Annotated in this window: 19 protein-coding genes; 18 read left to right on the forward strand and 1 reads right to left on the reverse strand. The window is 66.5% G+C overall.

Annotated features, from left to right (window positions below; genetic code table 11):
- Positions 1 to 71: 71 nt before the first annotated feature.
- The 17 genes from WG924_RS03025 to lpxB all read left to right on the forward strand — a co-directional run bounded on the left by WG924_RS03025 (position 72) and on the right by lpxB (position 17853).
- Entirely contained in the window at positions 72 to 1043 is a 972-nt protein-coding gene (locus WG924_RS03025) for a hypothetical protein (RefSeq protein ID WP_345931539.1), read from the forward strand.
- A gap of 257 nt (positions 1044 to 1300) precedes the next feature.
- Positions 1301 to 2305 carry a LysR family transcriptional regulator gene (locus WG924_RS03030; RefSeq protein ID WP_345931540.1) on the forward strand — a complete coding sequence of 335 codons (1005 nt, stop codon included), beginning with the start codon at positions 1301 to 1303 and terminating at the stop codon, positions 2303 to 2305.
- Between the two features lie 247 nt (positions 2306 to 2552).
- Positions 2553 to 3386 carry a 30S ribosomal protein S2 gene (rpsB, locus tag WG924_RS03035; protein WP_188575514.1) on the forward strand — a complete coding sequence of 278 codons (834 nt, stop codon included), beginning with the start codon at positions 2553 to 2555 and terminating at the stop codon, positions 3384 to 3386.
- Positions 3387 to 3641: 255 nt separating this feature from the next.
- On the forward strand, positions 3642 to 4565 hold the full coding sequence (tsf, locus tag WG924_RS03040) for a translation elongation factor Ts (RefSeq protein ID WP_345931541.1): 924 nt from the start codon (positions 3642 to 3644) through the stop codon (positions 4563 to 4565).
- Positions 4566 to 4858: 293 nt separating this feature from the next.
- Positions 4859 to 5587, forward strand: a complete 729-nt coding sequence (gene pyrH, locus WG924_RS03045; protein WP_188575510.1) for a UMP kinase — start codon at positions 4859 to 4861, stop codon at positions 5585 to 5587.
- 42 nt (positions 5588 to 5629) lie between these two features.
- Positions 5630 to 6151, forward strand: coding sequence for a ribosome recycling factor (gene frr / locus WG924_RS03050; protein WP_345931543.1), 522 nt, complete (start codon positions 5630 to 5632; stop codon positions 6149 to 6151).
- A 32-nt stretch (positions 6152 to 6183) separates the two neighbouring features.
- Positions 6184 to 6906, forward strand: a complete 723-nt coding sequence (gene uppS / locus WG924_RS03055) for an undecaprenyl pyrophosphate synthase (protein ID WP_345931544.1) — start codon at positions 6184 to 6186, stop codon at positions 6904 to 6906.
- Positions 6884 to 7795 (forward strand): phosphatidate cytidylyltransferase, encoded by a 912-nt coding sequence (locus WG924_RS03060; protein ID WP_345931545.1) that lies wholly within the window; start codon positions 6884 to 6886, stop codon positions 7793 to 7795. The genes uppS and WG924_RS03060 overlap by 23 nt, the downstream gene beginning before the upstream one ends.
- Complete coding sequence (locus tag WG924_RS03065) at positions 7792 to 8973, forward strand: 1-deoxy-D-xylulose-5-phosphate reductoisomerase (protein WP_345931546.1); 1182 nt, start codon at positions 7792 to 7794, stop codon at positions 8971 to 8973. Before WG924_RS03060 ends, WG924_RS03065 begins: the two co-directional genes overlap by 4 nt.
- Before the next feature lie 144 nt (positions 8974 to 9117).
- Positions 9118 to 10245, forward strand: a complete 1128-nt coding sequence (rseP, locus tag WG924_RS03070) for an RIP metalloprotease RseP (RefSeq protein ID WP_345931547.1) — start codon at positions 9118 to 9120, stop codon at positions 10243 to 10245.
- Positions 10246 to 10378: 133 nt separating this feature from the next.
- A complete protein-coding gene (bamA, locus tag WG924_RS03075; protein WP_345931548.1) occupies positions 10379 to 12667 on the forward strand; it encodes an outer membrane protein assembly factor BamA in 2289 nt (762 codons plus the stop codon).
- A gap of 3 nt (positions 12668 to 12670) precedes the next feature.
- On the forward strand, positions 12671 to 13249 hold the full coding sequence (locus WG924_RS03080) for an OmpH/Skp family outer membrane protein (protein ID WP_345931549.1): 579 nt from the start codon (positions 12671 to 12673) through the stop codon (positions 13247 to 13249).
- 125 nt (positions 13250 to 13374) lie between these two features.
- A complete protein-coding gene (gene lpxD / locus WG924_RS03085) occupies positions 13375 to 14400 on the forward strand; it encodes a UDP-3-O-(3-hydroxymyristoyl)glucosamine N-acyltransferase (RefSeq protein ID WP_345931550.1) in 1026 nt (341 codons plus the stop codon).
- 51 nt (positions 14401 to 14451) lie between these two features.
- Complete coding sequence (gene fabZ / locus WG924_RS03090) at positions 14452 to 14964, forward strand: 3-hydroxyacyl-ACP dehydratase FabZ (RefSeq protein ID WP_372045124.1); 513 nt, start codon at positions 14452 to 14454, stop codon at positions 14962 to 14964.
- Between the two features lie 11 nt (positions 14965 to 14975).
- Complete coding sequence (gene lpxA / locus WG924_RS03095; protein WP_345931551.1) at positions 14976 to 15830, forward strand: acyl-ACP--UDP-N-acetylglucosamine O-acyltransferase; 855 nt, start codon at positions 14976 to 14978, stop codon at positions 15828 to 15830.
- Positions 15827 to 16645 carry an LpxI family protein gene (locus tag WG924_RS03100; RefSeq protein WP_345931552.1) on the forward strand — a complete coding sequence of 273 codons (819 nt, stop codon included), beginning with the start codon at positions 15827 to 15829 and terminating at the stop codon, positions 16643 to 16645. Before lpxA ends, WG924_RS03100 begins: the two co-directional genes overlap by 4 nt.
- Complete coding sequence (gene lpxB, locus WG924_RS03105) at positions 16642 to 17853, forward strand: lipid-A-disaccharide synthase (protein ID WP_345931553.1); 1212 nt, start codon at positions 16642 to 16644, stop codon at positions 17851 to 17853. Before WG924_RS03100 ends, lpxB begins: the two co-directional genes overlap by 4 nt.
- A gap of 32 nt (positions 17854 to 17885) precedes the next feature.
- Here lpxB and gltX read toward each other — a convergent pair whose 3' ends face one another.
- Entirely contained in the window at positions 17886 to 19283 is a 1398-nt protein-coding gene (gltX, locus tag WG924_RS03110; protein ID WP_345931554.1) for a glutamate--tRNA ligase, read from the reverse strand.
- A 117-nt stretch (positions 19284 to 19400) separates the two neighbouring features.
- Between gltX and WG924_RS03115 the strand changes: the two genes are divergently transcribed.
- Entirely contained in the window at positions 19401 to 21623 is a 2223-nt protein-coding gene (locus WG924_RS03115) for a ComEC/Rec2 family competence protein (protein WP_345931555.1), read from the forward strand.
- The last annotated feature ends 91 nt before the right edge of the window (positions 21624 to 21714 follow it).

The raw sequence follows: 21714 nt of genomic DNA on the forward strand, positions 1-21714 counted from the left end.
AGGATGCGGAGGCCATCAACGTCGTCTGCCGACATGATCGGTGGCGCACGCGCTTTGAGGACCGCCTTTCGATGCCTTCGCGCAGACTTGCCGGATTTGCCGTTCTGCTCATCGACCGCATGACCCGCCATGGCACGACGCTTCTGGCGAGCTGCGTCTGTCTGGGCCTGATCTGGCCGGCCGCCGCCGATACGGTGCGTCCGGCCATGCCGGTGATGGTCTTCATCTTCGTGCTGGGCACCCTGCTGCGGGTGGAGCCGCCGGTGGTGATCGCCACCGCCCGGCGCACCGGCGTGTCGGTGGTTCTTCCGGTCTTCGTGATGATCGCCTGTCCGATCCTTGTCGGTGTCGCCGCGATTGCGGCCGGGCTGCGGACGGATCTGGTGTTGGCGCTGGTGCTGGCGGTGTCGGCGCCGCCATCCTCGGGCACGTCGGCGGTGGCCCGCATGCTGGGTCTCGATCCGGCGGTGCCCCTGGTCGCGACGCTGGCATCGATGGCGTTGACCCCCCTGACGGCGCCGGTGATCGCCGATCTGTTCTCAGCCGGCAGTTCCCTGGCGGTTGCCCCCCTTGACCTCGCGCTCCGTCTGGTGTTGCTGATCGGCTCGGCGGAAGGGGTGGCACTTCTGCTGCGTCGTTTCGTGGGGCGCGCGCTGAACCGCCACGCCCGCGCGGTCGATGCCGTGGTGGTGACCGCGCTGATCCTGTTTGCCCTTGGGACAATGTCGGGCGCGCGGGCGATGATCGAGAACGACCCCGAGTTCGCCATGGGGGTCGTCGCCCTGGCATTTGGGTGCAATATCTTCCTTCAACTCTTTGCGGCGCTGATGTTTCCCGGCAATCTGCGGATGCGGTTCACCACCGGGCTGATCGCGGGCAATCGCAATGTCGGCTTGTTGTGGTCGGCGTTGGGTGCTGCGGTCACACCAACCATGGCGCTCTATTTCGCGGCGAGTCAGTTGCCGATCTTCACGCTGCCCAGGGTGATCCAGTCGGTGCTGTATCGTCTGGAAGCGGCTCGCCGGACCAGGTCCGCGACCTGATCCGGCGTCGGGCGCACCCGTCGGCGAGGACATGTCCCCGTCGACCGCGTTCGGGTGTGGTGCATGACAGCGGGCGTGGTTCGTAAGGCCGGCGTGGTTCGTAAGGCCGGCGTGGTTCATAAGGCCGGCGTGGTTCATAAGGCCGGCGTGGTTCATAAGGCCGGCGTGGTTCATAAGGAATGGGCGAGGAAAAGACCGGCTGTTCCGTGGCACCATGTCCATCCTGCATTGGCGCGCCACAGCAGAGGGATCGACCGATGCTCGATATCCGTTGGCTGGAAGACCTGATTGCCCTGGCCGAGACCGGCAGCTTCACGCGGGCCGCGGACCGGCGCAATGTCACGCAATCCGGCTTCAGCCGCAGGATCCAGTCACTGGAGCGGTGGGCGCGCGCACCGCTTGTCGACCGGGCTGGCATCCCGCTTCGTCTGACCGATGCCGGCTACGAGGTGCTGGGCGTCGCGCAATCGGTTGTCGGCGAGGTGACGCATCTCCGCGACCGGCTCACCTCTCATGCGGCAAGCGGGCGATCGACGATCCGGATCGCCGCCCCTCATCTCATGAGTGTCAATTTCTTTCAGGGTTGGTTCCCGCAGGTCGAGGCCGTTCTCGGCCATCTTCCACTGGTGGTGACGTCGCTGAACGTTCTGCCATGTTTCGCGGCCCTTGATCGTGGCGAGGTCGATGTCGTCATCTGCCTCGCCGATCAGGCAGGGCATCTGTTCCAGCGGCTGCCTCAGGCGCTGCGTCCCGATCCCGCGGTCCGTGCGCTTCTGGCGCACGATGTTCTCATACCGTTCACCGCTTGCGACGAGGAGCAGCGGCCACGATATCGCCTGGGTATCGGTCGGGTGCCGGTGCTGGACTATCCGGAGGATTGTTCCCTGAACTGGTCGCTCGATCTGGCGCGGGTGCATTGGCCGGACGTCGATCTCTGCCGCGCAGGGGCCACGCATTATTCCGACGGGCTGCGTCTCATGGCGAGACGGGGCCTCGGTGTCGCCTGGCTGCCCCGGAGCATCACGACGGCCGATCGGGCGGAGCGGCACCTCGTGCGCGCCGGCGGTCCTGAATTCGATGTGCCGCTCGTCGTTCAGGCGATCCGGCGTCAGGCGCGCCTGTCCGCCGATGCCGAAGCATTCTGGCAGGATCTTGTGGCGGGCAGGCTCGGCGGACCGGAGGCACCCCCGGCCGGGCAGATCACGACCGACCGACGGGAATCCGTCGACCCGGGACTGGTTCGGCTGCGATCCGGCCGCTAAACTCTTGCCAAATGCGCCCCGGCGGGCTATAGAGCGGCCGTCCCGGTGACCTTATCGCCGGGGCGTTCACACGCACGCGAGGCCCGCGGCCCGATGCAGTGGATCAGCCGGATGTCCGGCGCGGTCCGGTTATCGGTGTCGCTCCGGTGTCTTCGTCGGGGCCCGTCGCACGACGTCTTTTCAGGTCGTGCGATGCCGGCGAAGATCTCAACCTCGCGGAGGCCGAACCGGAAAAGGACCGTTTTCCATGGCACTCCCCACCTTTACGATGCGCCAGCTGCTTGAAGCCGGCGTCCATTTCGGGCATCAGTCCCGCCGCTGGAACCCGCGCATGTCGCCGTATCTGTTCGGCACCCGCAACGGGATCCACATCATCGACCTGCGCGAGACCCAGCCGCAGATGTATCGTGCGATGGAAGCGGTGCGCGACATCGTCGCCAACCGCGGCCGCGTTCTGTTCGTCGGCACCAAGCGTCAGGCACAGGATCTGGTTGCCGAAGGCGCCAAGCGCTGCGGCCAGTATTATGTCAACCGGCGCTGGCTGGGCGGCATGCTGACCAACTGGCAGACCATCTCGAATTCGATCCGGCGTCTGCGCGAGATCGAGCAGCTCCTCGACCAGCAGGCCGATCTGGGCCTGACCAAGAAGGAACTGCTGAAGCTGACCCGTCAGCGCGACAACCTCGAATCCTCGCTTGGTGGCATCAAGGACATGGGCGGCCTTCCGGACGCGCTGTTCGTGATCGACACCAACAAGGAAGAGCTGGCGGTCCGCGAGGCGACGAAGCTGGGCATTCCGGTGATCGCGATCCTGGACAGCAATTCCAACCCCGATGGCGTCACCTTCCCGGTTGCCGGCAATGACGACTCGACCAAGGCGATCCAGCTGTATCTGGAGCTGATGTCGGGCGCGGTTCTCGACGGCATCCAGCAGGAGATGATCCGCTCGGGCGCCGACATGGGCGCGCTGTCCGATCCGGTCGCGGTCGATCTCGACGACGAGGGCATGGCTGACGAGGCCGCTGCTGAAGAGCCGGCCGCCGCCGAGGCGCCCGCTGGTGAGGCGCCGGCCCAGGCCTGACGCATCCGGCGGTTCGGATGAGCGGTCGCCTCTCCCCAGAGTGCGACCGGCGATGCGGCGGCGCCCCGGGGGTGCCGCCGTTCGTGTTTCCGGCAACCGGACGCCCCGGCCTCTTGGGCGGGGCCAGAGCTTGACAAGGCACAAGACGGGTGGGTGCCGGCGGCATCACGCTGTATGGCATCCAGCCCGCGACGATTTCCGTGACGCGACGCACACAACGCGACTGCGCTCGATAGAACTTACACGAGGTGGATTATGGCTGAGATCACCGCTGCCCTGGTGAAGGAGCTTCGCGAGAAGACCGGCGCCGGCATGATGGACTGCAAGAAGGCGCTGACCGAGAACGGCGGCGACCTGGATGCCGCCATCGACTGGCTGCGCACCAAGGGTCTGTCGCAGGCGGCCAAGAAGGCGAGCCGCGTTGCCTCCGAGGGCCTGGTCGGCCTGAAGGTCGCCGGCACCCGCGGCGCCGTGGTCGAGGTGAATTCCGAGACCGACTTCGTCGCCCGCAACGAGAAGTTCCAGGATTACGTGACCAAGGTCGCCGGCGTTGCCCTGAGCACTGGCGCCGAGATCGAGGCGCTGAAGGCCGCGTCGTTCCCGGATGGCGGCACCGTCGCCGAGAAGCTCACCGACCTGATCGCCACCATCGGCGAGAACATGAACCTGCGCCGAGCCGCGGTGCTTGAGGTTTCGGATGGCGTGATCGCGGCCTATGTCCACAATCAGGTCACGGATGGCCTGGGCAAGATCGGTGTGCTGGTGGCGCTGGAATCGACCGGCGACAAGGCCAAGCTGGAAGAGCTGGGCCGCCAGATCGCGATGCATGCCGCCGCCGCCCGCCCTGAGGCGCTGGATATCGGCGATGTCAGCACCGATGCGCTGGACCGTGAGCGTGCCGTTCTGATCGAACAGGCCCGCGAGAGCGGCAAGAACGAGAGCATCATCGAGAAGATGGTCGAGGGTCGCATCCGCAAGTATTACGAACAGGTCTGCCTGTTGGAGCAGGTGTTCGTGATCGACGGCGAGACCAAGATCCGCAAGGTGGTCGAGAACGCCAAGGCCACTGTCGGTGCGCCGGTGACCCTGACCGCCTTTGCCCGCTTCGAGCTGGGCGAGGGTGTCGAGAAGAAGCAGGAAGATTTCGCCGCCGAGGTCCAGAAGACCCTGGGCGCGTGATCGCCTGAACAGGCAGGGTCCGGTGCAAACCGGGCCGGAGAGGGGCGCCCGTATCGGGCGCCCCTTTTTTGTCGCCGCCATCCGGCGCGGATCGGCGGTTGCGGCGGTTGCCATGCCGGGCCGGCGCGGCTATACGTTACACGGCCCGTGCCCGGCGTATCCGCCGTGGCAGGTAAGCCGTGCCCATGCCATGAGCCGGCGGGCGCCATCACCGCCGGATTGCCGGACGTCAGCCCCCGAACGTGCGCGCGCCACCAGGCCGCCGATGAGCGTCGTCGAACAGGAGACATCCCATGTCGTTCTCCACCCCGCGGTTCCGCCGGGTCCTTCTGAAGGTCTCGGGCGAAGCGCTGATGGGCAACCGCCAGTACGGCCTGGACGTCGACATGGTCGAGCGGGTCGCCGGCGAGATCCGCGGCGTGCAGGCGATGGGTGTGCAGGTCTGCCTGGTGATCGGCGGCGGCAACATCTTCCGCGGCATCTCGGGTGCCGCGACCGGCATGGAGCGGGCCACGGCCGATTATATGGGCATGCTGGCGACCGTGATGAACGCCCTGGCCATGCAGAGTGCGCTGGAGCGGATCGGCGTCGCCACGCGTGTGCAGTCGGCGATCCCCATGTCGAGCATCTGCGAGCCCTATATCCGCCGCCGTGCCGTCCGCCACATGGAGAAGGGGCGGGTGGTCATCTTTGCAGCCGGCACCGGCAATCCGTTCTTCACCACCGACACGGCGGCAGCCTTGCGGGCGGTGGAGATGGGCTGCGATGCCCTGTTGAAGGGAACGCAGGTCGACGGCGTCTATACCGCCGACCCCAAGAAAGATCCGCGTGCCGAGCGCTATGACAGCCTTGGCTATCTGGAAGTGCTTTCGCGCGACCTCAAGGTGATGGATGCTTCTGCCATCACGCTCGCACGCGACAATAATATCCCGATCGTGGTGTTCAACCTGCATCACGCCGGCGGCTTCGCCGAAGTGATCCATGGTCGGGGGCCGTTCACCATCATTGCCAACGAGGCCTGAACCGTGTCCAAGGATGACATCATCAAGGACGTCCGCCGTCGGATGGACGGCGCGATCGACGCCCTGAAGCACGAACTGGCGGGTCTGCGGACCGGTCGCGCATCGACGAACATGCTGGAGCCCGTCCGGGTCGACGCCTATGGTTCCGAGATGACGGTGTCACAGGTGGCGACGATCAGCGTTCCCGAACCGCGGATGCTGTCGGTACAGGTCTGGGACCAGAGCCTTGCCAAAGCCGTCGACCGCGCAATCCGCGACAGCGGTCTTGGCCTGAACCCCATCGCCGAAGGTGCTGTCATCCGGGTGCCGATTCCGGAGTTGACCGAGGATCGCCGCCGTGAAATGGGCAAGGTTGCCGCCCGCTATGGCGAGCAGGCCCGGATTTCGGTGCGCAATGTCCGCCGTGATGGCCTTGACAAGCTGAAGAGGCTGGAAAAAGACAGCGAAATCAGTCAGGACGAGCTTCGCGGCGCGTCGGATCGGGTGCAGACCGTCACGGATGAGCGGATCAAGCAGATCGACGAGTTGGTGAGCGCGAAGGAAAAGGAGATCATGCAGGTCTGAACCCAGAGGCAACGTCGATGGAGCCGAGCCCCATGGCGCTGGCCACTGAGCCCACCCTGCGCCACATCGCGATCATCATGGACGGCAATGGCCGCTGGGCGAAGTCCCGTGGCCTGCCGCGTACGGTCGGCCATTACCGTGGCGCTGAGTCGGTCCGCAAAGTGATCGATCGGGCGATCGACCACGGCATCGCCTATCTGACGCTGTTCGCCTTCTCATCCGAGAACTGGAAGCGCCCCATGGATGAGGTCCGCGACCTCATGGGGCTGCTGCGTTTCTATCTGGATCGTGAAGTGCGGTTGCTGGCCGATCGCAACGTGCGCCTGAATTTCATCGGCGACCGGTCTCGATTGTCCAAGGATATGTGTGATCTGCTGGTGAGATCCACCGAGCGGACCGCGCATTGCACCGGCATGGTGCTGACCATTGCGATCAGCTATGGCGGGCGCGCCGAGATTGCCGAGGCGGCCCGCCAGATGGCGGCCGAGGTGGCGTCGGGTACATTGTCGATCGACCAGATCGACGAGGATGCGATCACCGCCCACCTTCAAACCAACACGCTGCCCGATCCGGATCTGGTGATCCGGACCAGCGGCGAGCAGCGGATCAGCAATTTCATGCTCTGGCAGCTGGCCTATGCCGAAATGATCTTCCTGCCGGTGCTGTGGCCCGATTTCGATGCGGCCGCCTTCGATGCCGCGATCGATGAATACAAACGCCGCGAACGTCGCTATGGCGCTGTTTCGCCGGCGTGACCCGGCGGCCCTGGCCGCCGCCGATACCGAGCTCACGGCCGAGGAACGCGCCGCGGCGGCCGGATTGAAGGCCGAGCGCAGACGGACCCTGGAACTGCGCCTTCTGACGACGCTGGTGCTGGGGCCGCCGGTCCTGGCCCTGATCTATGTCGGCGGGCCTGCCTTCCATCTGTTCGGTGGCGTGCTTGCGGTGCTGCTGCTGAATGAATGGCGCCGGCTGGTCGACCTCAAGGGCGGTTTGTGGACCACCATCGGGCTGGCCCTGGGCGCGGTTCTGGGGGCAGCGGCCTGGATGGCCGGGCAGGGGCGGTTCGACGTGGCGCTGGCGCTTGTCGCCACCTCCGCGGCCTGTGCGGGCTTCGTTCATATCCAGGGCGCACGCCGGCGCTGGCTTGGTGCCGGCGTGGTCTATGTCGGGCTGCCGATTCTGGCGCTGATCTGGCTGCGCGCCCGGCCACAGGGGCTGGAACTCACCCTTTGGCTGATGCTGGTGGTCTGGGCGACCGATATCGGCGCCTTCGTGTTCGGGCGGGCGATCGGCGGCTTTCGTCTGGCGCCGCGGATCAGCCCGAACAAGACCTGGGCGGGGCTTGGCGGCGGCATGTTTTCTGCGGCGGTCGTCTCGATGCTGATCGCCGTTCTGGCGGGCGGGCGCGAACTGTCGGATCTGGGCTGGATCGCGGCGGCCGGCGCCATGCTTGCCGTGGTGGAACAGATCGGCGACCTTGTCGAGAGCGGCGTGAAGCGCCATTTCGGCGTCAAGGACAGCGGCCGGCTGCTTCCCGGCCATGGCGGTCTGCTCGATCGCCTGGACGGCCTGTTGTTTGCAGCACCCGCGCTGGTGATCATGCTGCTTCTGACCGGTGGTCTGATTGCCGAGGGATTATGACCGACACATCCGCGACCGCGTCGACCGCCCGCCATGTCTCGATCCTGGGGGCCACAGGATCGGTGGGCCGACAGACCATCGACCTGATCGCCCGTGACCCTGAGCGGTATCCGGTCGAGGCACTGACCGCCAACGGCAATATCGACCAACTGGCCGAGGATGCGATCCGGCTCAGGGCGCGCTTCGCGGTGACCGCCGACCCGGCGCGCTATCTGGAGCTGAAGCAGCGCCTGTCCGGCACCGGCATTGCGGTCGGCGCCGGTCCCGATGCGTTGATCGAGGCCGCGGAGCGACCGGCCGGATGGGTGATGGCGGCGATCGTCGGTTCGGCCGGGCTGGCGCCCACGCTTGCCGCCGTGCGGCGTGGCGCGCTGGTGGCGCTGGCCAACAAGGAGTGCCTGGTCTGTGCCGGCGACCTGTTCACAGCCGAGGTCCAACGCCACGGCGCTCGTCTGCTTCCGGCCGACAGCGAGCATAATGCCATCGCCCAGATCCTGGAGCCCGACCGGATCGATGCGGTCGAGCGCGTGGTTCTGACGGCGTCGGGCGGGCCGTTCCGGTCCATGCCGCTCGACGAGATGCGGCGCGTGACGCCTGAGCAGGCAGTGGCCCATCCGAACTGGTCGATGGGCGCCAAGATCTCGGTCGACAGCGCGACGATGATGAACAAGGGGCTGGAACTGATCGAAGCCCATCATCTGTTTCCGGTCGGCATCGATCGCCTGGATATCCTGGTACACCCGCAATCGATCGTCCACGGTCTGGTCTATTATGCCGACGGGTCGGTGCTGGCGCATCTGGGCGCGCCCGACATGCGCACGCCGATCGCCTGGACCCTGGCCTGGCCCGACCGGCGTCACGCCCCGAGCGACCGGCTCGATCTGGCACGGGTCGGGACATTGTCGTTCGAGGCGCCGGACGACCGCCGGTTCCCCTGTCTGGCGCTGGCCCGGGATGCCTTGAAATGCGGGGATGGCGCCGCCACAATCCTGAATGCTGCGAACGAGGTGGCGGTGGCGGCTTTCCTGAGCCGGCGCATCGGCTTCCTCGACATCGCCGGCATCGTTGCAGATACGCTTGATGGCGAAGCCAGGCGTGCGCCAACATCGATCGACGAGGTGATCGCGCTCGATCAGGCGGCACGCCGGCGCGCGACGGATCTGGTGGCGGCACGCTGACCCCACGTGCCCGGCAAGGCGTCAGGCGGCGCGCGCGCCGAGACCTGCCCGATCCGTGCCGCTCGCCCTCGTCGCTCTCGGACCACCCTTTGCGCCGGCGCCCACAGGCTGTCGCCCACTTAATCGCTGGACCTGAAGCCACAGATGGACCAATTGATCCAATCGCTGAGCTACCCTATCGGCTTTGCCGTGGTGCTTGGCATCGTCGTCTTCGTTCATGAGTTTGGTCATTACTGGGTGGCGCGGCGGTGCGGCGTGACGGTCGAGACGTTCTCGATCGGATTCGGCCCCGAGATATTCGGCTGGACCGCCCGATCCGGCACCCGCTGGAAGGTGTCGCTCCTGCCACTCGGCGGTTACGTGAAGATGTACGGCGATACCAATGCCAGCAGTGCCGGCGGCAGTGCCGCCGACGACCTTGAGAACGGCAAGGTGTCGTTCCAGGGGCGGCCGCTGAAGGCGCGGGCAGCCATCGTTGCCGCCGGTCCGGTGTTCAATTTCATTTATGCGATCGTGGCGCTGGCGGCGCTGTACATGATCTGGGGCCAGCAGACCACGCCGGCCGTGATCGGCACGGTGGTCGAGAACAGCCCCGCCGCGGCCGCGGGCCTGGAACCTGGAGACAGGGTCATCGGCATCGACGGCCAGCCCGTCACGCGATTTGAAGAGCTTCAGACCGCTGTGATGGCTGGAAACGGAGCGCCGGTGACGCTGGCCGTCGACCGGGACGGCCGTATGCTCGCCATCGGACTGACGCCCGAAATGGTGTCGGTGGACGACCGCTTCGGCAACACCCATCAGATGCCGCGCATAGGCATCGCGGCATCGGGCACCGAATGGGTCCGTCAGGGACCGGTGGAGGCCATCGGTGGTGCGGCGCGTGAGACTATATCGATCGTCGTCCTGACCTTCACCTCGGTCGGCGAGATGATCGCCGGCGACCGCGGCACCGAAGAACTGGCTGGTGTGATCGGTATCGCACAGATGTCGGGCGAGGTGGTCCGCATGAGTGTCGCCACGGTGATCTGGTTCACGGCGATGCTTTCGATCAATCTGGGTCTGATTAATCTTTTGCCTGTCCCCTTGCTAGACGGCGGACATCTGGCATTCTATGCCGCCGAGGCGGTGCGCGGCCGGCCATTGAGCCAGCGTTCGCAAGAATATGGTTTCCGCCTTGGGCTGGTCTTGGTATTGACGTTGATGGTGGTTGCCACCTGGAACGACCTCGTCAGGTTGCGGGTGGTCGATTATCTTTCCGGCCTGTTCAGCTGACCCGGCGCTTCGGCGCGGGCTCTGCCGGACGGCCATTCCGCCGGGGCGTCCCGGCGGAAGACATGAATGTTCTGATCGCGTCGGACGGGCGACACTGCCTGTCCGACAACAGGCTTGAGGTGGGAGGCCCCGCGTGCCGCGTTCTTGGCTGGCCATGACCCTGACGGCGACATTGCTCGCCAGCACGGCAATCGCGCATGCACAGGCGCCGGTGGCGCCGCAAGCCGCATCCGCCCGGATCGACCGGATCGAGGTCAACGGCAATCAGCGCATCGAGGCGGAGACCATCCGGTCCTATCTTGCGCTGCGCGCTGGTGACCCGGCCGATCCGGCATTGATCGACGACAGTCTGAAGACCCTGTATGGCACCGGCCTGTTCGCCGATGTCGCGCTCAGGGTGCAGGGCGGCACCCTGATCGTCGATGTGGTCGAGAACCCGGTGATCAATCGGATCGACTTCGAGGGCAATCGACGGCTTGAGGATGAGGATCTTGAACGCGAGGTGCTGCTGCGCCCGCGCACGGTCTATACCCGCACCCGCGTCTCTCAGGATGTCGAGCGGCTGCAGGAAGTCTATCGGCGCAATGGCCGCTATGGTGCCCGGATCGATCCCAAGATCATTCAGCTGGATCAGAACCGCGTCGATCTGGTGTTCGAGATCGAGGAAGGGCCGCGCACCGAGGTGCGCAAGATCAGCTTCGTCGGCAATGACCGGTTCAGCGACGGCGCGCTGCGCGACGTGGTGCTGACCACCGAGGCGCGCTGGTACAACTTCTTCACCTCCAACGACACCTACGATCCCGACCGTCTGAACTATGACCGGGAACTGCTGCGCCGCTTTTATCTGAAGAACGGCTATGCGGATTTCACCGTGCAGTCGGCCGTGGCCGAACTGGCGCCCGATGGCGAAGAGTTCTTTGTGACCTTCGTGGTCGATGAGGGCGAGCGCTACAAGATCGGTTCGGTCGATGTGGAGACGACCCTGCCGGGGCTCGATACCTCGACCCTTCAGGATCTGGTTCAGCTTGAGGCGGAAGACTGGTACGACGCCAGCAAGGTCGAGACCACTGTCGAGGCGTTGACCACCGAAGTCACTGATCGCGGCTTTCCATTTGTGCGGGTCGAGCCGGCGGTCACCCGCGACCGCGAGACCCAGACCATCAACGTTGCCTACCAGATCGATGAAGGGCCGCGCAGCTTCGTCGAGCGGATCGAGATCAACGGCAATGCCCGGACGCTGGACGAGGTCATCCGGCGCGAGTTCCGGGTGGCCGAGGGTGATCCCTTCAATGCCGAGCGGGTGCGGGTATCGCGCGACCGCCTGCGCAACCTCGACTATTTCGACAAGGTCGAGGTCACGACTGAGCCCGGCAGCGATCCCGACAAGACCGTGGTGAAGGTCGACGTCGCCGAGAAGTCGACCGGTGAAATCTCGTTCGGTGTCGGCTATTCAACCGGCTCAGGTCCATTGGGTGACGTCGGCATCCGCGAACGCAACCTTCTGGGGCGCGGCCAGGATCTGCGCGTCGGCTTCACCCTGTCGGGCGATGAACAGCTGGTTGATCTCAGCTTTACCGAGCCCTATTTCCTGAACCGCGACGTCGCCGCCGGTTTTGACCTCTTCCGTCGCGAGATCGATCGCGAGGATGAATCGAACTACGTTCAGAAGACCACCGGCGGCGCGCTCCGCGCCGACTACTGGCTGACGCCAAGCCTGCGCCACGGCTTGAAATACACTCTGCGCAACGACGAAGTGACCGATGTCGGCGAGAATGCATCGCGTTTCATTCGGGAACAGGAAGGCGAGCGGCTGAGTTCTATCGTCAGTCAGACCTTCACCTATGACAAGCGCGACAGCCGCATCGATCCACGATCCGGCTATCTGCTGCGCTTCACGCAGGATCTGGCAGGCCTTGGCGGCGATGCGCGCTATGCCCGCCATCGCGCCGAAGCCGGCTGGTACTATCCGATCACCGATGACGTGGTCGGCAGTCTTTCGGGGCAGGTGGGCTATATCGTCGGCCTGGGCGACGATGTGCCGATCAACGATCGCTTCTTCCTTGGTGGCGACAGTCTGCGCGGTTTTGCGACGGCCGGCGTGGGCCCGCGCGATTCGGTGGCCGACGATGCGCTGGGCGGCAATCTGCTCTATGCGGGCTCGGTCGAGCTGGGCTTCCCGCTTGGCCTGCCGGATGATTACGATGTGCGCGGCCGCGTGTTCTCCGATTTCGGCACGGTGACCGAGATCGATGACAGTGGCTCCGAGATTCAGGACGTCAACTCGATCCGCGCCTCCATCGGCGTCGGCCTGACCTGGATTTCGCCATTTGGCCCTATCCGCCTGGATGCCGCCCAGGCGGTTCTCAAGGAGGACTTCGATGACACCGAGGTCTTCCGTTTCAGCTTCGGCACGAGGTTCTAACCCATGACTCCCATGATCGGCCGGCGCCTGCGTGAAATTGCGCTCGCCGCCGGGCTTGCCTTCAGCGCCACCTCCCTGCTGGCCGTCGGCCCTGCCGCCGCACAGCAGACCCTGAATGTCGCTGTGGTCGACGTTCAGAAGGTGATGGAGGAGACCAGCGCCGCGAAGAGCCTTCAGGAACAGCTCGGCAAGGTTCGCGCCGGCTTCCGTGACGGCATCGCCAAGGACGAGGAGGCGCTGCGCAAGGAGCAGGAAGACCTGCAGAAGCAGCGGTCTCTGTTGTCGCCCGAGGCCTTCCAGAAACGTCGTGAGGATTTCGAGCGTAAGTTCGGCGAAATGCAGAAGGCGGTTGCCGAGCGTCGCCGGTCTTTCGACGAAACCAGCGCCCGTGCTCAGGTGGAAATCGACCGGGTGTTTCTGCAGATCCTGGCCTCGTTGGCCGAGGAGCGCGGCTACACGCTGGTGCTGCCGCGTCAGACCACCATCCTTGTCGACAACAGCCTGGACGTGACCGACGAAGTCATCCAGCGGATGAACAAGGCGGTGCCACGGCTGGATCTGCCGAAGGCTCAGGGCAAGTAGACACACGACCTCATGGCGACGCCAGGCGGGCTTTGTGTCCTGCGGCGTCGAAGGTCGATCGAACCGGTCGCGGCATCGTGATGGCAACGTCACGGTGCCGCAGCCGACATGAGGGACAGGCAGAGATGGCCGATCCGCGCTTTTTCGAAACCGCAGGTCCGTTCACCGCCGAGGCGCTTGCCGCAGCAGCGAATGGCGTGCTCGACGGTGCACCGCCGGCGGGGCTTCTGACCGGCGTTGCCTCCATCGACAGTGCTGGTCCCGGGGACGTCACTTTTCTCAGCAATCGCAGCTATATTTCCAAGCTGGCCGAGTGCCGGGCCGGGCTGTGCATCATGGCGGCAGCCGATGTGCCGCGCGCGCCCGAACATCTGCCGCTTCTTGTGGCACCGGCCGCCTATATGGCGTTTGCCCGGGTGTCACGCTGCTTTCATCCGCCGCTTTCAGCGAATCCTGGCACGCATCCTCGCGCTATAGTTGAAGATGGCGCCGTGATCGGGCAAGGTGTCGAGATCGGTCCGGGTGCTGTGGTGATGGCGGGGGCCGAGATCGGCGACGGCACCATTATCCAGGCAAATGCCGTCATCGACCGGGGCACGGTGATCGGGCGGAATTGTGTGATCGGGGCCGGGGCCTATGTCGGCTTTGCCTGCCTGGGCGACCGGGTCTATATCTACACCGGTGCGCGGATCGGCCAGGACGGTTTCGGTTTCGCCAGCGATCCCGCCGCCGGCCATGTGCGTATTCCCCAGGTGGGGCGGGTGATCATCGGCAATGACGTCGAGATCGGGGCAAATTCCACCGTCGATCGTGGCGCCGGTCCGGATACCGTATTGGGCGACAACTGCATGATCGACAATCTGGTGACGTTGGGCCACAACGTCCGTCTCGGGCGCGGCTGTGTGGTCGTGGCCCAGGTCGGCATTTCCGGGTCGACCGAGTTCGGCGATTATGTGGTCGCGGGCGGTCAATCGGGCTTTGCCGGTCATCTGAAGGTGGGCAGCGGCAGCCGGATCGCCGCCCGCAGCGGGGTCACCCGCGCCATCGCACCCGGCTCGGAAATGGGGGGCTTTCCGGCCATCCCCATCCGGGACTGGCATCGCCAGACGGTCGCTCTCGCGCGGCTGGCCAAACGCAAACACGAAGACTGACATCAACAGACCGCAGGTCAGACGACGAGAACACGAGGGATGTCGACGAAGATGAGCGAGGCCCCCATGCCAGATGCAACCGTGTCGCCCGATACTGCGTCCACTGTGATCGACGCGCCGTCCGAGGTGATCGAGATCGAGCGGGTCATGGAAATGATCCCGCATCGCTATCCGTTCCTGCTGATCGACAAGGTCGTCGACGTGAAGCCGAACGTCAGCGCTGTCGGTATCAAGTGCGTGACCATGAACGAGCCGCAGTTCCAGGGCCATTTCCCTGGCGCGCCGATCATGCCTGGTGTGATGATCATCGAGTCCATGGCGCAGACCGCTGCGGTCTTGGTGGTGCGCACGCTGGGGCCCGACAGCGAGGGCAAGCTGGTTTATTTCATGACCATCGAGGAAGCCCGATTCCGCCGCCCCGTCAAGCCGGGGGATGTGATGCGTGTCATCGTCATCAAGAAACAGAGCCGTGGTAATGTCTGGAAGTTCGAATCCCGGGTGACCGTCGACGACAAGGTGGTGGCGCAGGCAACCTTCGCCGCCATGATCGTCGACCGCGCATGAATGTGGAGCCGATGAGCGCAGACAATCCGGACCATCCCGCTGCCGATGCCCCTGAGGCCCAGATCCATCCGTCGGCGATTGTCGAGCCGGGCGCCATCATCGGCGCGGGCAGCCGGATCGGGCCGTTCTGCCTGATCGGTTCCGATGTGCAGCTTGGCGCCGGCGCCGTGCTCCACAGCCACGTCGTGATCACCGGCACCACCCGGATCGGCAGTGGCTTCCGGGCGTTTCCGTTTGCGGTCATCGGCCATCAGCCCCAGGATCTGAAGTATCGGGGCGAGCCCAACCGGATCGAGATCGGCCGTGACGTGACGGTGCGCGAGCATGTCACCATCAATCCGGGAACCGAAGGTGGCGGGGCTGTGACCAGCGTCGGCGACCGGGTTCTGCTGATGGTGGGCGCCCATGTCGCTCATGACTGTCATGTCGGCAATGACTGCATCCTGGTGAACAACGCCACGCTGGGCGGGCATGTCCGCATCGGCGACCATGCGATCATCGGCGGGTTGTCGGCGGTGCATCAATGGGTCCGCATCGGCCCGCATGCGATGATCGGCGGGATGTCCGGTGTCGAGGCCGACGTGATCCCGTTCGGCACCGTCACCGGCGATCGGGCGCATCTGGCCGGCCTCAATATCGTCGGCATGAAGCGGCGTGGATTTTCGCGCGACGACATGCACGCCCTCAGAGCGGCCTATCGACGCCTGTTCCAGGGAGACGGCACCCAGGCCGACCGTCTGGCGGCTGTGGTCGCTGAGTTCGGCGGCAATCCTGTGGTCGATCAACTGATCGATTTCGTCCGCGCCGAGGCCGACCGGGCGCTGACCCGCCCCCGCGCCAGGACCGGGGCGGATGGCGCATCGTGAGCGGCGATACGCTCGGTGTCATCGCCGGCAATGGCCGACTGCCTGAACTGGTGATCCAGGCGGCGCGTGATGCCGGGCGGGCGGTTTTCGTGGTGGTGCTGGACGGCACCGAAAATCCGGCACGGTTCGCGGATCTGCCCCATGCCGTCATCCGCATCGGTGCGGCCGGGCGGATCATCGCGGCTCTGAAGCAGGCCGGTGTCGGCGATCTGGTTCTGGCGGGTGGGATCAAGCGTCCGTCCTTCTCGACCGTGATGCCGGATGCGCGCGGCGCCCGGCTGCTGGCCCGGGTCGCGACCCGGATCGGGCAGGGCGATGATGCGCTGTTGAAGGCGGTGATCACCGATCTTGAGACCGAGGGTTTCCGGGTGGTCGGCGCCGATCAGGTGGTCGACGGCCTGAACGCCCCCCCCGGCATCTGGGGCCGTGTCCAGGCCGATGATCAGGCGCGCGCCGATATCCGCCGTGGCATCGAGGTGCTGGAGGCGCTGGGCCGGCTGGATATCGGACAGGCCGTGGTGGTGCAGCAGGGTGTGGTTCTGGGGGTGGAGGCGATCGAGGGCACGGCGGCCCTGATTGCCCGCGCCGGCGACCTCGCCCGTCCGGGCGCGCGTCCGGTGCTGGTCAAGACCGCCAAGCCCGGTCAGGAACGGCGTGTCGACTGGCCGACGATCGGGAGCGAGACCATCGATCAACTGGCCCGTGCGGGCTTTGCCGGCCTGGCGGTCGGCGCCGGGCGGGTTCTGGTGATCGATCGGCCGGCGCTGATCGCCGCGGCCGATCGGGGCGGGCTGTTCATCATGGGGGCGACATGAAGCCGGCATCCTCCGCCGGTTCCGACCAAGGACCGCTGATTGCCATCATCGCCGGTGAAGCGTCGGGCGACCTGATCGGCGCACGGTTGATCCGGGCGCTGGTTGAACGGACCGGCGGCCGGATGCGGCTGATGGGGGTGGGTGGCGAGGCGATGGCGGCCGAGGGCTTCGACAGCCTGTTTCCGATGGAGGAACTCAGCCTGTTCGGGTTGCTGGAGGTGCTGCCGCATCTGCGCAATCTGCGCCGCCGCCTGGATCAGACCGCTGACGCGATCGCGCAGGCGCGGCCGGACATCGTGGTGACCATCGACAGCCCGGGCTTCAACCGCCGGCTGGCCACACGACTGAAGCCGCTGGGGCTGGTGCTGGTGCATTACGTGGCACCGACCGTCTGGGCGTGGCGGCCGAAGCGGGCGGAGAAATTCGCCGCGATCTTCGATCATCTTCTGGCCTTGCTGCCGTTCGAGCCGCCCTGGTTCACCCGCGTCGGTCTGCCCTGCACCTTTGTCGGCCATCCGGCCGTCGAAGATGCGGTGACGACGGGCGACGGGCCGGGCTTTCGCGCCCGGCATGGTATCGCTGTGGAGGATACGGTGGTGCTGGCGCTGCCCGGCAGCCGCAAGGGCGAGATCAGCCGGCTTCAGGGGCCGATGGGCCAGGCCTTGTCGATGATGGCCGCGACCCGGCCGGGATTGCGCGTGGTGGTGCCGGCGATCCGGGCCGAGGCCGATCGGGTGCGGGCGGCGGTGGCGCAGTGGGCCTTGCCGCAGCCGGCGGTGGTGGTCGACGATGCCGCCGGCAGGCGCGATGCTTTTGCCGCCGCCGATATGGCGATTGCGGCATCCGGCACCGTCACACTGGAACTGGCCCGGCAGGGCGTGCCGATGGTGGTGGTCTATCGGGTGAACGCCCTGACCGGCGCGATCGCCCGCCGGCTGGTGCGGGTGCCGCATGTCAGCCTGCTCAATCTGGTGATGGCGCGGGAAATCGTGCCCGAGCTTCTGCAGGCCGAGGTGACGGCGGACCGGATCATCGCGCTGGCGGCGCCGCTGATCGACCAGCCGGCGGCGCGTCAGGCTCAGGCCGCTTTGCTGCGTGAGGCCCTGGCGCGCCTGGGCGGCCCCGCCGATGACGGCCTGAAGCCCAGCGCGCGGGCCGCCGCCGTGGTGCTCGATCTGGCAGGCCGCCGCCGCCGCCGGCTGTCGTAATCGCCAGTTGTCGTGATCGCCGGCTGGGGTGATCAGAGCGCCGCGTCGAGCCGGCGCAGGCATTCGGCGCGGCCCAGCACGCGCAGCACCTCGAAGATCGGGGGCGACACGGTCGTACCGGTCATGGCGGCACGCAGCGGCTGGGCCACCGCGCCAAGCTTCAGGCCGTTCGTGTCGGCATGGGCGCGGGCAGCCTCTTCCAGGGCGGCATCGTCCCAGTCGGGAAGCGCGAGCAGCGCCGGGCGGAGGGCTGCCAGGACGGTACGACCGCCGTCATCCAGAATCTTCGCGGCCTTGGGCGTGAAATCGAATGGTGGTTCGGCGGCATAAAACACGCCACTATCAGCCAGTTCGATCAAGGTCTTCGCGCGATCCTTCAATCCGGGCATACCGGCGAGCAGGCGTGCCCGTGCATCCTCGGTCAGACCGCGGCCCAGAGCCTTCTCGATAAACGGTACGACCAGTTCGACCAGCCGGTCATCCGCGGTATTCCGCAGGTAGTGATAGTTCAGGTTGGTCAGCTTCGCCATGTCGAAGCGCGACGGGCTGCGGCCGATCGCCGACAGGTCGAACCATTCGATGGCCTGGGCATCCGAGATGATTTCATCGTCGCCATGGCCCCAACCCAGACGCAGCAGATAGTTGCGCACGGCTTCGGGCAGCAGACCCATATCGCGATAGGCATCGACCCCGAGCGCACCATGGCGCTTCGACAGTTTCGCACCGTCGGGACCGTGGATCAGCGGGATGTGGCTGAACACCGACAGCGCCCAGTCGTTGGCCTGAGAGATCAGGATCTGACGGGCGGTGTTGGTCAGGTGGTCATCGCCGCGGATGACATGGGTGACGCCCATATCGTGATCGTCGACCACCACCGCCAGCATATAGGTGGGCGTGCCGTCGCCGCGCAGCAGCACCAGATCGTCGAGCTGGTCGTTGGCGAACCGCACCGTGCCCTGAACCTGATCCTCGACCACGGTTTCGCCTTCGGACGGCGCCAGCAGCCGCACCACAGGCTTCAGCCCGGCCGGAACGGTCGCCGGGTCACGGTGACGGCAGCGGCCGTCATAGCGCACCGGCCTGCCGGCGGCACGCTGCTCGGCGCGCTGGGCCTCAAGCTCTTCCGGTGTGCACCAGCAGTGATAGGCCCGGCCGCGCGCCAGCATGTCATGGGCGACGGCGGCGTGGCGATCGGCACGGGCGGCCTGATAGGTCTCGGGCGCGTCCCAATCCAGGCCCAGCCAGCGCAATCCATCCAGAATGGCATCAATCGCCGCTTTGGTTGACCGCTGGCGATCGGTATCCTCGATCCGCAGTAGAAAGACACCGCCGGTATGTCGCGCATACAGCCAGTTGAACAGCGCAGTGCGTGCGCCGCCGATATGCAGATAGCCGGTGGGCGAGGGGGCGAAACGGGTGACGACGGTCATGGAACACGGCTTTCGAATGGGCGCCGCGCCGGGCACGGCGAGTGGCCCCCTGATTAGCATGAAAAACCGCACCGCGCATCCCGGATGCCGCGGGTCGTTATCCGGTGGGCGGCTGCCATGACCCTGATTGGCGTAGATGGCGGCGCCGACCAGGACGATGGCCGATTGCGGCGGCTGTGGCGGCAGAGCGGCGGCCGCCTGACCGGCTGGATCCAGACCTGCCTTGGCGCGGAACAGGACCGCTGGCGTCTGTGGGGTGCGGTGCTGTTCGCCACCGGTTGCGGCATTCATGTCGATCTGGTCCGCGATCCGCCGCTCTGGATATTGTTCGCGGCAACCGCCGCCATCTGGTCGCTGTCGGTCATGGCGCGGGCGCGGCGGCCATGGCTGGCCCTGACCTGCCTGGGATTTGCCTGGATGGCCGGCGGTATGGCCGTGTCGGGGCTCGGCACCGCGCTGGTCACGGCACCGGTGCTGGAACAGCCCTATCGCGGGCCACTGGCCGGCCGGGTTCTGGCTGTGGAGCCCGATGGTGCCGGCGGCGGCCGGTTGCTGATCGTGCCGGCCTGGATCGATGGCCTGACCCGCGACACCCTGCCGGCACGGGTGCGGGTGACGGTGCGGCCGCAGGCGGGCGGGCTGCCCGCGCCGGGCGATGGCGTGCGGATGCGGGTTAATCTGTCGCCACCGTCGGCACCGGTAATACCTGGTGGGTATGACTTTGCCCGTGCGGCTTATTTTCAGCAGCTTGGCGCCATTGGTTACGCCTATGGATCAGCCATGGTCACCCGCCCACCGGCACCGCGCCTGACCCTGCAGACCACGCGGGAAGCGGTGGAGCGCGGCCGCCTGGCCCTGGACCGCCGTATCCGGCAGGCGGCGCCCGGCGCCGGTGGCGCCGTGCTCTCGGCCATGGTCACGGGCCTGCGCGGCGCGATTCCGGACCCGGTCGATCAGGCGATGCGCGACAGCGGTCTGGCCCATCTGATCTCGATCTCGGGCCTGCACATGACCATGGTCGCCGGGCTGATCTTCGGCGTGGTCCGGCTGGTGATGGCGCTGTTGCCGGCAGTGGCCGACCGGATTTCCGGGCGCAAGGTCGCAAGCCTCGCGGCCCTTGCCGGTGCCGCCGGCTATCTGGCGCTGGGCGGCTTCGCGGTTCCCACCCAGCGCGCCTTCATCATGACCGGGCTGGGCCTGCTCGCGATTCTGGCCAATCGACCGGTGCTGTCGATGTCGCTGATCGCGAGTTCGGCCATCGTGGTGCTGGCGGTTCAACCGGCGGCGATCATCGGCCCCAGCTTTCAGATGTCGTTCGCGGCGGTGGTGGCGCTGATCGCGCTGTATGAAAGCGCGGCGATCCGGCGACTGGCCGGCATGGATGCGGGCGGAGGCCGGCCGGCGTTGTCGCGGGCCGGCGCCTGGATCTTCGGCATGCTGGCGACGTCGAGCATCGCCGGCCTCGCCACCGCACCCTATGCCGCCTATGCCTTCGGACGCGCCACCGGCTATGGGCTGGTATCGAACCTGATCGCGGTGCCGCTGACCGGGTTCTGGATCATGCCGACGGCCCTGGCCGGCAGTCTGGCGACGCTGTTGCCACTGCCGGACGGCTTCAACGCCGACCTGCTGTTCACCCTGTCGGCGCGTGGCATGGATCTGGTGATTGCCACGGCGACCATGATCGCCTCGTGGTCCGGTGCCGTGGTGCTGGTGCCGGCATTCGGCGCCGGCGCGCTGCTGCTGATGACCTTTGGCGGATTGTGGCTGGCCATCTGGCGGCGGCCGTGGCGCTGGGCCGGGCTGGTGCCGGTGCTGGCCGGCGTGATCATCGCGGCGCATCCGGCTCTGCCTGACATCCTGGTCAGCGATGATGGCCGAAGCCTTGCCGTCCGCGGCCATGACGGCGCGCTGCTGGCGACCGATTACCGCCGCAACCGCTTCGTGCTGAACCAATGGGCAGAGGCGCTGGGCACCGATGCGATCCGCCCGCTCACGGCCGATACGACGGAGCCGGGCCTTGCCTGCCGCGCGGGCCTGTGCCGCATGACCCGACAGAACCTGACGGCTACCCTGGTGATGGATGGCGGCCGGCTCGCCGAAGCCTGCGCCACGGCACAGTTGGTGGTGATCGCCGCCAGCGCCGCCGGGCCCGACGACACCGGAACCCCGCCCTGCGCCGCCCGGCTGATCGACCGGCGGCGACCGGACCAGACTGCCGGCAGCATCGCCATCAGGTTGGGCTCGGATGGGGTGGCGATCGACGAGACAGGATCGGTGCGCGGGCAGCGCCCCTGGGTGCGTGCCGCCGTGACACCGGTCGATGATGCCGGTCGATGATGCCGCGCCGTCCGATAGCCGACCGGATGAGGTCGGCGTCGGTGATCATCATCGGCAACGCGGGCCGTCGGCGCCGCCGTGGCCACCAGCG

The sequence above is a fragment of the Tistrella arctica genome (assembly GCF_039630945.1).
Lineage (GTDB): Bacteria > Pseudomonadota > Alphaproteobacteria > Tistrellales > Tistrellaceae > Tistrella > Tistrella bauzanensis.

Coding starts and splice junctions, on each gene's coding strand:
- WG924_RS03025 (WP_345931539.1), top strand. CDS start 72: ATGCCTTCGCGCAGACTTGCCGGATTTGCCGTTCTGCTCATCGACCGC.
- WG924_RS03030 (WP_345931540.1), top strand. CDS start 1,301: ATGCTCGATATCCGTTGGCTGGAAGACCTGATTGCCCTGGCCGAGACC.
- rpsB (WP_188575514.1), top strand. CDS start 2,553: ATGGCACTCCCCACCTTTACGATGCGCCAGCTGCTTGAAGCCGGCGTC.
- tsf (WP_345931541.1), top strand. CDS start 3,642: ATGGCTGAGATCACCGCTGCCCTGGTGAAGGAGCTTCGCGAGAAGACC.
- pyrH (WP_188575510.1), top strand. CDS start 4,859: ATGTCGTTCTCCACCCCGCGGTTCCGCCGGGTCCTTCTGAAGGTCTCG.
- frr (WP_345931543.1), top strand. CDS start 5,630: ATGGACGGCGCGATCGACGCCCTGAAGCACGAACTGGCGGGTCTGCGG.
- uppS (WP_345931544.1), top strand. CDS start 6,184: ATGGCGCTGGCCACTGAGCCCACCCTGCGCCACATCGCGATCATCATG.
- WG924_RS03060 (WP_345931545.1), top strand. CDS start 6,884: ATGGCGCTGTTTCGCCGGCGTGACCCGGCGGCCCTGGCCGCCGCCGAT.
- WG924_RS03065 (WP_345931546.1), top strand. CDS start 7,792: ATGACCGACACATCCGCGACCGCGTCGACCGCCCGCCATGTCTCGATC.
- rseP (WP_345931547.1), top strand. CDS start 9,118: ATGGACCAATTGATCCAATCGCTGAGCTACCCTATCGGCTTTGCCGTG.
- WG924_RS03080 (WP_345931549.1), top strand. CDS start 12,671: ATGACTCCCATGATCGGCCGGCGCCTGCGTGAAATTGCGCTCGCCGCC.
- lpxD (WP_345931550.1), top strand. CDS start 13,375: ATGGCCGATCCGCGCTTTTTCGAAACCGCAGGTCCGTTCACCGCCGAG.
- fabZ (WP_372045124.1), top strand. CDS start 14,452: ATGAGCGAGGCCCCCATGCCAGATGCAACCGTGTCGCCCGATACTGCG.
- lpxA (WP_345931551.1), top strand. CDS start 14,976: ATGAGCGCAGACAATCCGGACCATCCCGCTGCCGATGCCCCTGAGGCC.
- lpxB (WP_345931553.1), top strand. CDS start 16,642: ATGAAGCCGGCATCCTCCGCCGGTTCCGACCAAGGACCGCTGATTGCC.
- gltX (WP_345931554.1), bottom strand. CDS start 19,283: ATGACCGTCGTCACCCGTTTCGCCCCCTCGCCCACCGGCTATCTGCAT.
- WG924_RS03115 (WP_345931555.1), top strand. CDS start 19,401: ATGACCCTGATTGGCGTAGATGGCGGCGCCGACCAGGACGATGGCCGA.